Source organism: Candidatus Methylomirabilota bacterium, from assembly GCA_036002485.1.
Lineage (GTDB): Bacteria > Methylomirabilota > Methylomirabilia > Rokubacteriales > CSP1-6 > AR37.
The window spans coordinates 1-9,937 of record DASYTI010000189.1 but is presented as its reverse complement, the minus strand read 5'-3'; the positions used below and the strand labels follow the sequence as shown (position 1 = coordinate 9,937).

Genomic DNA, 9,937 nt, shown 5'->3' with positions numbered 1-9,937 from the left:
CGGTCTCGTCGGTCGAGTACAGGGGCCGGCCGGCGCGAACCAGTGCGATATCCGCGCTGGTGCCGCCCATGTCGAAGGTGATCAGGTCGCGGTATCCAGCCCGGACGCAGACGGCCGTGGCTCCGATGACACCCGAGGCCGGGCCCGAGAGCATCGTCTCCGCCGTGGCCTGGCGCGCATCCCGGGCGGTCGTCACGCCGCCGTTCGACTTCGTGATGTAGAGCGGCATTCGCACGCCGACCGCGCCCAGCTCCCGCTCGAGCTGCCCCAGGTACCGGTCCACGCGAGGCCGCACGTAGGCGCTCAGGATGGCCACCATCGTGCGCTCATATTCGCGGATCTGGGGCCAGACCTCGTGCGAGCAGGTGACGTGCAGGTCGGGGAAGCGCTCGGCCAGCACCTTGCGGGCCTCCGCCTCGTGCGCGGGCGTCCGGTACGCGTTGACGAACGAGACGACGAGAGCCTCGGCGCCCTCTCGCTCGACGAGCCGCGTCGCCTCGCGGAGGAGCTCCTCGCGGTCGAGCGTGGTGTCGACGGTGCCGTCGGCCAGGATGCGCTCGGTCACCTCGCCCACCCGGTAGCGCGGGATGAGAGGCAGCGGGCGCGTGGCCGTGAAGTTGACCGGGCTGGCGAGCCGGAGCCGCTGGATCTCGAGCAGGTCGCCGAAGCCCGCGGTGACCAGGAGCCCCAGCGAGGCGCCGTTGCGCTGGATGACGGTGTTGACGGCGATGGTCGTGCCGTGGACCAGGTAGTCGATGGCCCCGGGGTCGAGGCCCCGCTCGGTCACGAACGCGCGGACCCCGTCGAGGACGCCGCGTCCGGGATCGCCGGCCACCGTCGGGGACTTGAAGCTCGAGAGCTCGCCCGTCACCTCGTCCAGGAGGCTGAAGTCGGTGAACGTACCTCCGATGTCGATGCCGAGCCGGTAGCGTCCCACGTCGGTCAGGCCGTCACCTTCATCCAGTCGTGCGACTGCTCGAAGGCGTGAGCGGCCCGGTAGATGGTCGACTCCTCCCAGTGCTTCCCGACCAGCATGAGGCCGGCGGGCAGCCCGCCGCTCGTACCGCACGGCAGCGTCAGCGCCGGGTGGCCGGTGACGTCGAAGGGCGCCGTGTTCGCCAGCATCTCAAAGGCCCTCGCGATGATCTCCATCCGCGGCGCGTCCGGTGCGGGGATCTTCGTCGCCCGCATCGGCAGCGTCGGCATCAGCAGAAGGTCGTAACGCTCGAGCACGGCGTCGTAGGCGGCCTTGAGCTTGCGGGCGAGGTTCTGGGCCTTGGCGTAGTAGTGCCCGCGGTGCTTGTTCAGGACATACTGTCCGAACAGGATGGACGTCTTGAGCGTGTCGGACAGCTCGTCGGCGCGGGCGCGCCAGCTGGCATGGGCGTCGATGAGGCTGGTCACGTAGAGACCCTTCCAGTTGAACCCATACCCGTTGCCGTTCATCATCTGCCAGGTCGCACCCTCCAGCGCAATGGGTGTCCAGATGGCGGGCCCGAGCAAGTGCATGGGGATCGACACCTCTTCCACGATCGAGCCCAGTTCCTTGAAGCGCTCGGCGCCCTTGCGCACGAGCGCGTCGACGACGCTCTCCGAGTTGGGGAGCCCGAAGCCTTCCTTGACCACGCCGATGCGAAGCGCGGTGGCGTCGCCGGTGAGGGCCCTGGTGTACGTGTCGACCTTCACCCCGACCTGGCGCGGATCGAGGCCGTCGGGGCCGGCCAGCACCTCGAGGAGGAGCGCGTTGTCGGCGACGGTCGCCGACATCGGGCCGGTGTGATCGAGAGTCAGCTCGATCGGCATGACGCCCGTGTAGGGCACGAGGCCGTGAGTCGGCTTCATCCCGTAGATCCCGCAGTACGAGGCGGGGATGCGGATGGAGCCGCCCTGATCACCGCCGATCGCCATGGGCACCTCGCCGGCGGCGACGACCGCGGCGCTACCGGAGGACGACCCGCCCGCCGAATACCCCATCTTGCGCGGATTGTGGACGGGGCCCGCCGCGCTCGTATGGCTGCCCCCGGAGAAGCAAAAGTACTCGCAGTGGACCTTGCCCGCGATGGTGCCGCCGGCGTCGAGGATCCGGGTCACGATGGTGGCGTCCACGTCAGGCACGTAGCCCTCGAGCGTGGAGGCGCCGTTCATCATGGGCACGCCGGCCAGGCAGACGTTGTCCTTGAGGGCGACGCGCTTGCCCGCGAGCTTTCCCGTCGGGGCCCCCTTGACCTCGGACTTGTAGTACCAGGCGTTGTATCTGTTCTCCTCGCCCTCGGGGCGGTAGCCAGGCGAGCGCGGATAGCGGACGGCAGGCAGATTGTCGGCCATACCGTCGAGGAGGCCGTAGGCCGCCACGCTTCCCGTCATCGTCTCGAGGAAGAAGGCGACGTCGTTGTCCGAAAGGTTCATCCCGAGCTGCTTGCCGACGGCGACGAGCTCAGAGGGCGTGGGGAGCTTGACACTGGCCATGAGGGACCTCCTTGGCTGTGCGTGGCGCGACCAGCGCGGGAAACCGGCGTCGGGCCGCTAGGTGAGTACGCATCCTACCACCGGTCCCGCGAGCGTGCGTACGCGGCATCCGTGCTGGGCCGACCATCTCGTAGGTGCTACCGGGTGCTTGGAGTTCCCGCGGGTGCTACCTGAACCCCGCGCAAGCCAGCGCGCTCTACTGACCGCCGGACCAACCCCGAAGCCTTCGCCTCTTCGATGAACTCGCTGACGTAGGCAAGCCGTCCCGCCTGGCCTTTAGGGACAGCGATCCCATGGAAGACGGCGTGGAAGCGGTCCTCCACCACGCGCGAGCCGGGCAGCCGCCCCGAAAACTGGAGCGCCGTGGGGCGGGGGATTGCGAACACTTCGGCATTTCCGGCGCGCAATACGTCGAAGCCGGCGCCTATAGTCTCGACGCGCACCAATTCGGCTTGCTTTAGCATGCGGGTCAAAGCGAAGTCCTCGACGCTATTGCGCGTGACCGCGATGCGAAGACCCGGGTTGTCCGCGTCCGCGACGTTGCGGATTGAAGAGTCAGCGGGCACCAAATAGGTCGAGTCCACTTGCAGATATGGGGGGGAGAAATCTGCCTGAGCGAGCCGAGCTGGGTCGATCCCTAGAAACCCCATGTCCCACGCGTCGGCCTTCAGGCCTTCGAGGACGCTAGGAGGGCTCGGGTATTCGACCGGCAGGACCTCAACCCCGAGGCGCGCTGCGAGTGCGCGAGCGAGCTCCATTGCCACCCCGCGTAACTCACCAGTCACTGGGTCCTTGGTGGCGAATGTTGGAACTAAGCCCAACCCAACTCGAACCCTACCGGCCCGCACGAGATCCGCGACCCGCGGGTCGGACACCTGCTGGGCATTCAGGATTTGTTCTCCGATGACCCCTGCTGCGATTCCAAGGGCCAGGGTCAGAGCCAGCATCAGCGCGGTGCGTCCCATAGTGACCTCCTTTCGTAGACCATATCTCGCTTCGACCTCGGGGCGTAGACGTATCCGCTATGAGATGCTCGCAATGTTGTCTCGGCGCAACCGAGGTTGAGAGGAGGCCCCATGTACTCGAACATCGTCTTCGAGCGGAAGGCGGACATTGCCGTGATCACCCTCAACCGCCCCCGCGTGCTGAACGCGCTGAGCCGGGCTCTCAAGGGCGAGCTCGCGGAGGCGCTTGGGCGCGTGGCCGCGGATCCCGGTATCCGCGCCGTCGTCCTGATCGGCGCGGGGAAGGCCTTCAGCGCGGGGCAGGACCTGAACGAGGCCAAGGACCTGGACGGGGCGGGCGCCGAGGAGTGGGTGCGGGAGTACGAACGCCTCTACGAGAAGTTCCGCGCGCTGCACGTGCCCATCATCGCGGCGGTGAGCGGCTGGGCCATGGGCGCGGGCTGTCAGCTGGCGCTCCTCGCCGACATTCGCATCTCATCGACCACTGCGAAGTACGGCATGCCGGAGATCCAGGACGGGATCCCGGCAATCTTCGGGCTCGGCCTCCTCTGGCACCTCATCGGCATGAGCCGGAGCCTCTACCTCGTGCTGAGCGGCGACACGCTGAACGCTCACCAGGCGCTCCAGGCCGGGCTCACCTGCAAGGTGGTCCCGCCGGCCCGGCTCCGCCGCGAAGCCCTGGCCCTGGCCGGCAAGCTCGCCGGCTACGCCCCCCTCGCCCTCAAGCTCGACAAGGAGTGGGCGCGGCGACTGACCGAGGAGCACTTCCGGGCCACGGCGCGCTTCTGCGTCGAGGCGCAGCACGACGCCTTCGCCGCGGGCGATGCCAAGCGCCACATGGAAGAGTTTCTCGCCAAGCGACGGAAGAAGAGCTAAGGAACGGCCACACGACTCATGGCGGCGTCGCAAAGAAGGACTTGACTCCGGACCATGATACAGGGTGCAGGATCCTCTTGGAGGATGACGATGGAGAAAATAGCGCTGCGGGCAGGTGAAGTCGCGGCCCGGGCTGGCGTGCACCGGGAGACATTGCGGTACTACGAACGCCGCGGGCTCATCCCGCCTCCGCCGCGGCGGACCTCGGGTTACCGAGCGTATCCCGCTGAGACAGTGGAGCGCGTGCGGCTCGTCAAATGGGCACAGGGCCTAGGGTTCACGCTCCGCGAGATCGTTGAGCTGTCGCGGATACCGCGGGATCACGTCCGCGGGCGAACGCGGCACGTCAGGTCTCGCGCGGCCGCGAAGATCGACGAGATAGACCAAAAGATCCGCCGCCTCGTCACCGTGAAGCGCGAGCTGCTCGCGATCGCGGGATGCCGCTGCCACGGCAATTGCCCAATTGTGTCAAAGGCAATCTCACCCGAAAGGAGTGAGCGATGACGAACACCTTGACGTGCCGACTCGACGTGTTGGAGGGTCGCCAGACGGTTCGCTACCGGGAACTCCGGACAGCGATGAAAGGCGCGGGCGAGACCCGCGAACTCCCGGACGGATATGCCGTGCGCTTCCCGTCGGATCCGGCGCTGTTTGTGAAGGTGGCCGAGTGGATCACCCTCGAGCGCCGGTGCTGCTCATTCCTCGACTTCGGGCTCGCCTGGTCGGAGCGCGACGGCGTGTTGCTCAGATTGACGGGCGGGCCGGGTGTCAAGACGTTCCTGGGCGCGCAACTGAGTCAGAAGGCCTGACGGAGCGCCAGCCGGACGCAGCGGATTCTAGCGAGCTGGGCCGAGGGGCTCGAGGCGCACGGGCACGGACTGAGCGGGATCGCGAAGCACGCTCACCAGCCGGTCGGCCCTCCCGTACTTCTCGAGCATCAGCGCATGGATCCGGTCACGGACCTGCGGCTGGCGCACGGGCACGGCGCGGTAGCGGATCAGCCGTCCGCCGCGCTCTACCAGGACAATGGGGTTCCGCTCGATGCGCGCGAGCCAGCCCGAGCCGGACATGCCGGCGCGCACCCAGGCGAAGCCGGCGTCGTCGACGACCCACAGATGAGTGCGTTTCTCGCCGCTCGCCGTCTGCGTGTGAAGGGTGATGACCTCGCCTCCAAGCTCGGAGGCGACCAGCACCAGGCCGAAGAACCCCACCACGAGCACGATCAGCACGACGGCAGCCGTGAGGAGATACCGAACGAGCCGCTTCACATCTCCCCCTCACCTACTCAGCCCTCGCCTCACCGCCCCAGGCGGGCGTCTCGGCTCGAACTGCGGCCCTCTCCCCCAATGGGGGAGAGGGATGAAAGCTGGGGCGCCCTGCCCTCTCCGCTGAGGGGTCCAAGATCCTTACGGCCCTCTCTTCAATGGGTAGAGGGATCCAAGCTTCTTGTTGCCCTCGCCTCAAGCGTCGGGCGCTCCGGCCGCCTTTTCGAGAATCTCCGCCACGAGGGCGTCCAGATTCTTCCCTTCGCGAATCGCCCGGGCCGTCAGGCGCTCGGCTTGCGCGCGGCTCAGCGTGAGGGTCAGGGGGACTTTAACCTTGTCCCCGGACGGCCCGGCCGGGGCGCCGTGGGCGGTGGCGGCGCGGGCAAGCTCTTCGGGAGTGTGGGGGGTGGGCGGCTTCTTGGCACGCTGCTTTGGGCGTGGACGGGTCGGGCGTCGCGTCACAGCTCCCCCTCACCCGGCCCTCGCCCCCAATGGGGGAGAGGGATCTAAGAGCCTTGCGGGGCCCTCTGCCCCATTGGGGGAGAGGGATCCAAGAGCCTTGCTGCCATCACCTCAATGAGGAAAGGCATCTGAATCCTTTCGCTAACGGCGAAAGGCCTTGATCACGTCGCGCGCGCCGGCGACGCCGATCGGAGCGACGAGGATCGGCAGGTCGACGCCGGCGCTGCGAAACGCCGCGAGCTGTTCCCGGCAGCGCGCCATCGGGCCAGTGAGGCACACGGCATCCAGAATCCGGTCACTCAGCGAGGCGCCTCCCCCCCCTTTCTCCATCTGATCGGCTTCGGCCGCGAACCCGCTCGCGCGGAAAAGCCGCTGGAAGAACGGGAACGTCGTGTACAGGGCAAGGTTGGCGCGTGCCGCTTCGCGCATCTCCTTCACGTCGTCGCCGACGAAGCTCGGAAGCCCCAGAGTCACATCGACTTTGCCGAGGCCGGACGCCTTGGCCCGACCGCGATCGATCCACACCTCACTCTTCTTGACGCGCTCCGCCGACCAGAGAAACGGCATGATGCCGTCCGCCAGCTCGCTCGCGAGCTCAACCGTACGTGAACTGACCGCGGCAACGTAGAGCGGCACTGGCTGCACGGCTGGTCGCTGAGGAAGATGGGTCGCCGGCCCCTCGCCCTTCAGCCAGCTGCGCACGGCGGTGACGTAACGACGCAATGCGCTTGGAGCATCCCCCATGTCGATACCAAGGGCCTTGTTCACCGGTGGATGGCTGACCCCAAGTCCCAGAACAAAACGGCCCTCGGTGGCGTCGGCGATGAGCGCCGCGCCCTGCGCGCAGACGTAGGAATGACGAACGTAAATGTTGGCAATCCACGTGCCGACCTGGATGCGCCGTGTGGCGGCGCCCATGAGCTGCACGGTCGCCATGACATCGTTGTTCACCTCGGCGGCGAAGATCGCATCGAACCCTGCATCCTCCGCTTCGCGGGCGATCGTCTGGATCTCATTCGCACGCCAGCCCACCCCGGGAATAACCGCGAGTCCGAGTCGTTCCGCCATTGAAGTCTCCTTTCAGGGACGGCCGTAGAGCTTGCGCGCGGTGCGCAAGTGCGTCATGGCCAGCGCGCGCTTGCCGAGGCCGTCGAAGAGCAGGCCGAGGTTGTAGTGGGCATCGGCGAAGTCGGGCTTGGCCCGCAGCGCGCATTGATAGGCCTGGATGGCTTCGTCGGCGCGCCCCCGCTCCTCCAGCAGCACGGCCAGATTGAAGTGCGCGATCGGGTCATCGGGCATCTGCTGCGCGGCGGCGCGGTAGTGCGCCTCCGCCTGGGCGGGCTGACCAGCGGCGTGGTAGAGGCGGCCCAGGTTGACGTGGGCGTCGGCGAGCGACGGATCCAGCTCGAGCGCGTGTTGATAGGCGTGGCCCGCTTCCTCCGGTGAGGAGGGATCGAGCTCGCAGCCGAGGTCGAACCACTGCTCCGCCGTCCGCGTGGGCTCGCGAGGCGGGGCCACCGCGGGATCCGGCCGTCGCTCCGGCAGGTTCACCTTGGCGGCGACGGTCTGGACGTCGAAGTTGAAGAGGAACTGGCCGGAGTCCGGCTGCCACCGCGCGGTTCCGTCCCAGGCGACCACGCGACGCCCGTCGGCGTAGATCGTCAGGCTGGACAAGGTCTGGTCGTCCGGGAGCTGACGCTTGAGTGAGCCCATCATGCGCCGGATGCGCGCCATGGGGATGCGGGCATCCAGCAGACCCTTGGTCGTCTTGAGGAGCAGCAGGTCCTGGAAGCTCCACGCGAGCTGACCCCGGCGGCCCCGGCGGGGCGCGAGCAATCCCGCCCGCACACACGAGCGGATCCGGCTCTCCGGGAGGACGGTGATCTTCGCCACCTCGCGGGTGGTGAAGTACGTCATTACATCACTTCTTTCCGGCTTGGGCCTTCTTCTCGGTCTTCTCTTCGCCGCCTTCCCGCTTCGTCGCCTTGACGGCGGGCTTCTTGGACATCGCCGCGGCCGGGGCCTTTCTCTCGGGCGCCTCGGCGCGGGATCCCGCCCGCTTGGCCAGGCTCTGCTTGAGGGCATCCATGAGATCGATGACCTGCGCCCGGTGCACCTCGGGCGTGACCGTGGTGACTTCCTTGCCCTCCACCTTGAGGTTCACGAGATCAAGCACCCGTTGCCGGTAGTCGTCCTGGTACTGCTCCGGCTTGAACTCGTCGCCCGAGAGCTCCTGGATCAGCCGCTCCGCCAGGCCCATCTCGCCTTCCTTGAGCGTGGCCGACTCGCCCTTGCCGACCTCGCCGAAATCCCGCACCTCGTCGGCGAAGTACATCGTGTGCAGCATCAGCCCGCGCTGAGATGGGCGAACAAGGACGAGACTCTCTTTCCCGCGCATGACGAACTTGGCGAGGGCGACACGCTCCATCTTCGCCATCGCGTCGGCCAGGAGCCGGTACGGCTTCTCACCGCCCTTGTCCGGCCCCAAGTAGTACGTCTTCTCGAAATAAATGGGGTCCACGGTCGAGAGCGGCACGAACTCGGCGATGTCGATGACCTTGGAGGCCTCGCCCTCGAGCGACTTGATCTCCTCGTCCGTGAAGCGGACGTACTGGTCCTTCGCGAACTCGTATCCCTTCACGATCTGGCTCCGGTCCACCACCTCGTTGTCTACCGGACAGAACATCTGCTGGCGGAGGCGGTTGCCGCACTTGACGTGGAGCTGGTTGAAGCTGACCCCGCCCGCCGAGGCGGCCGTGTAGAGCTTGACGGGAATGGAGACGAGCCCGAACGAGATGGTTCCCGAGCCAAGTGAATGCGGAGGCATGGCCGACGCCCTCCCTGGGAAGTGAGGATTTGTGAGAGTTGGCACGGTAGCACGGCTCCGGCTATGCTCCAAGACTCTGGACGGCGACGTACACGGCTTGTGGTAGGCGGCGGGGAAAGGGGCCAGGGATTGTGATCGAGGAGCGGGCACCGCAGCTCGAGGCGTATCGGAAGAAGCGCGACCCGGAGCGGACACCCGAGCCGTTCGGTGGCCGCCGGCTGGCGGGCGGCCGGATGTTCGTGGTCCAGAAACATGCCGCGCGGCGCCTGCACTATGACCTGCGCCTCGAGATGGACGGCGTCCTCAAGAGCTGGGCCGTGCCCAAGGGCCCGTCCGTGCATGCCGAGGAAAAGCGCCTGGCCGTGCACGTGGAGGATCACCCCATCGAGTACGCGGATTTCGAAGGGGTGATCGCCCCCGGCAACTACGGCGCGGGCTCGGTCATCGTGTGGGACCGCGGGTGGTACCGGTCGGCGAAGCCCGAGGACGCGCTGGAGCAGCTCCGCCGGGGGAAGCTCGAGGTCGAGCTCTTCGGCTACAAGCTCCGGGGGCGCTGGACGCTCGCCCGCATGTCGGGCCAGGAAAAGGAGTGGCTGCTCCTCAAGAAGGCGGACGGCGCGGTGGCGAGCGAGGAGCTGGTGGATCGGTACCCGCAATCGATTCTCTCGGGCCTCACCGTGGAGGAGATGGCCGACGTGCCGGGCCGGCTCGCTTCCATCCGACAGCACCTCGAAGCGCTCGACGCTCCGCGGCGCGAGGTGGCGGCGCGCTCCCAGCCCTTCATGCTCGCCACGCTGGACGAGCGTCCACCTTCCGGGAAGGGCTGGCTCTTCGAGATCAAGTTCGACGGGGTTCGGGTGCTGGCCGCGCGACGTGGCGAGCAGGTGGAGCTCTACGGGCGGAGCGGCCAGCTGATCACCGGACGCTATCCCGACCTGGTGCGCGCCCTCCTGGCCTTGCCCGTCGAGCACTTCGTGATCGACGGGGAGATCGTGGCTCTCGACGAGAGCGGCCGGCCGAGCTTCCAGCGGCTTCAGCCGCGCATGACCTTGACCGATCCGCGGGAGATCGAAGCC

Annotated in this window: 12 protein-coding genes; 4 read left to right on the top strand and 8 right to left on the bottom strand. The window is 67.5% G+C overall.

Features of this window, described 5'->3' with window-relative positions; genetic code table 11:
* The 3 genes from VGT00_17205 to VGT00_17195 all read right to left on the bottom strand — a co-directional run.
* Nucleotides 1–937: hydantoinase/oxoprolinase family protein (locus VGT00_17205; GenBank protein ID HEV8533165.1), on the bottom strand; the 937-nt coding region annotated here is incomplete at its 3' end.
* Between the two features lie 5 nt (nt 938–942).
* Nucleotides 943–2,466, bottom strand: coding sequence for an amidase (locus VGT00_17200; protein ID HEV8533164.1), 1,524 nt, complete (start codon nt 2,464–2,466; stop codon nt 943–945).
* A gap of 137 nt (nt 2,467–2,603) precedes the next feature.
* On the bottom strand, nt 2,604–3,431 hold the full coding sequence (locus tag VGT00_17195) for a transporter substrate-binding domain-containing protein (GenBank protein HEV8533163.1): 828 nt from the start codon (nt 3,429–3,431) through the stop codon (nt 2,604–2,606).
* Nucleotides 3,432–3,542: 111 nt separating this feature from the next.
* On the opposite strand from VGT00_17195, the gene VGT00_17190 reads away from it, so the two are divergent.
* The 3 genes from VGT00_17190 to VGT00_17180 are packed head-to-tail and all read left to right on the top strand — an operon-like array spanning nt 3,543 to nt 5,116.
* Nucleotides 3,543–4,307 (top strand): enoyl-CoA hydratase/isomerase family protein, encoded by a 765-nt coding sequence (locus tag VGT00_17190; protein HEV8533162.1) that lies wholly within the window; start codon nt 3,543–3,545, stop codon nt 4,305–4,307.
* A gap of 54 nt (nt 4,308–4,361) precedes the next feature.
* Nucleotides 4,362–4,811, top strand: coding sequence for a MerR family transcriptional regulator (locus VGT00_17185; GenBank protein ID HEV8533161.1), 450 nt, complete (start codon nt 4,362–4,364; stop codon nt 4,809–4,811).
* Nucleotides 4,808–5,116 (top strand): hypothetical protein, encoded by a 309-nt coding sequence (locus VGT00_17180; GenBank protein HEV8533160.1) that lies wholly within the window; start codon nt 4,808–4,810, stop codon nt 5,114–5,116. The genes VGT00_17185 and VGT00_17180 overlap by 4 nt, the downstream gene beginning before the upstream one ends.
* A 27-nt stretch (nt 5,117–5,143) precedes the next feature.
* Here VGT00_17180 and VGT00_17175 read toward each other — a convergent pair whose 3' ends face one another.
* From VGT00_17175 to VGT00_17155, 5 genes are all read right to left on the bottom strand, one after another.
* Entirely contained in the window at nt 5,144–5,575 is a 432-nt protein-coding gene (locus VGT00_17175) for a hypothetical protein (GenBank protein HEV8533159.1), read from the bottom strand.
* Nucleotides 5,576–5,767: 192 nt separating this feature from the next.
* Nucleotides 5,768–6,034 carry a hypothetical protein gene (locus tag VGT00_17170; GenBank protein ID HEV8533158.1) on the bottom strand — a complete coding sequence of 89 codons (267 nt, stop codon included), beginning with the start codon at nt 6,032–6,034 and terminating at the stop codon, nt 5,768–5,770.
* Between the two features lie 141 nt (nt 6,035–6,175).
* Nucleotides 6,176–7,102, bottom strand: coding sequence for an LLM class flavin-dependent oxidoreductase (locus VGT00_17165; GenBank protein ID HEV8533157.1), 927 nt, complete (start codon nt 7,100–7,102; stop codon nt 6,176–6,178).
* A gap of 12 nt (nt 7,103–7,114) precedes the next feature.
* A complete protein-coding gene (locus VGT00_17160; GenBank protein ID HEV8533156.1) occupies nt 7,115–7,951 on the bottom strand; it encodes a tetratricopeptide repeat protein in 837 nt (278 codons plus the stop codon).
* Nucleotides 7,952–7,955: 4 nt separating this feature from the next.
* Entirely contained in the window at nt 7,956–8,861 is a 906-nt protein-coding gene (locus VGT00_17155) for a Ku protein (GenBank protein ID HEV8533155.1), read from the bottom strand.
* Nucleotides 8,862–8,992: 131 nt separating this feature from the next.
* Here VGT00_17155 and VGT00_17150 point away from each other — a divergent pair.
* On the top strand, nt 8,993–9,937 hold a 945-nt coding region (locus VGT00_17150), incomplete at its 3' end, for a DNA polymerase ligase N-terminal domain-containing protein (protein ID HEV8533154.1).

Excerpts from the sequence above, each read along its gene's own strand:
- VGT00_17200 (HEV8533164.1), bottom strand. The coding sequence starts at position 2,466 with ATGGCCAGTGTCAAGCTCCCCACGCCCTCTGAGCTCGTCGCCGTCGGC.
- VGT00_17195 (HEV8533163.1), bottom strand. The coding sequence starts at position 3,431 with ATGGGACGCACCGCGCTGATGCTGGCTCTGACCCTGGCCCTTGGAATC.
- VGT00_17190 (HEV8533162.1), top strand. The coding sequence starts at position 3,543 with ATGTACTCGAACATCGTCTTCGAGCGGAAGGCGGACATTGCCGTGATC.
- VGT00_17185 (HEV8533161.1), top strand. The coding sequence starts at position 4,362 with ATGATACAGGGTGCAGGATCCTCTTGGAGGATGACGATGGAGAAAATA.
- VGT00_17180 (HEV8533160.1), top strand. The coding sequence starts at position 4,808 with ATGACGAACACCTTGACGTGCCGACTCGACGTGTTGGAGGGTCGCCAG.
- VGT00_17165 (HEV8533157.1), bottom strand. The coding sequence starts at position 7,102 with ATGGCGGAACGACTCGGACTCGCGGTTATTCCCGGGGTGGGCTGGCGT.
- VGT00_17160 (HEV8533156.1), bottom strand. The coding sequence starts at position 7,951 with ATGACGTACTTCACCACCCGCGAGGTGGCGAAGATCACCGTCCTCCCG.
- VGT00_17155 (HEV8533155.1), bottom strand. The coding sequence starts at position 8,861 with ATGCCTCCGCATTCACTTGGCTCGGGAACCATCTCGTTCGGGCTCGTC.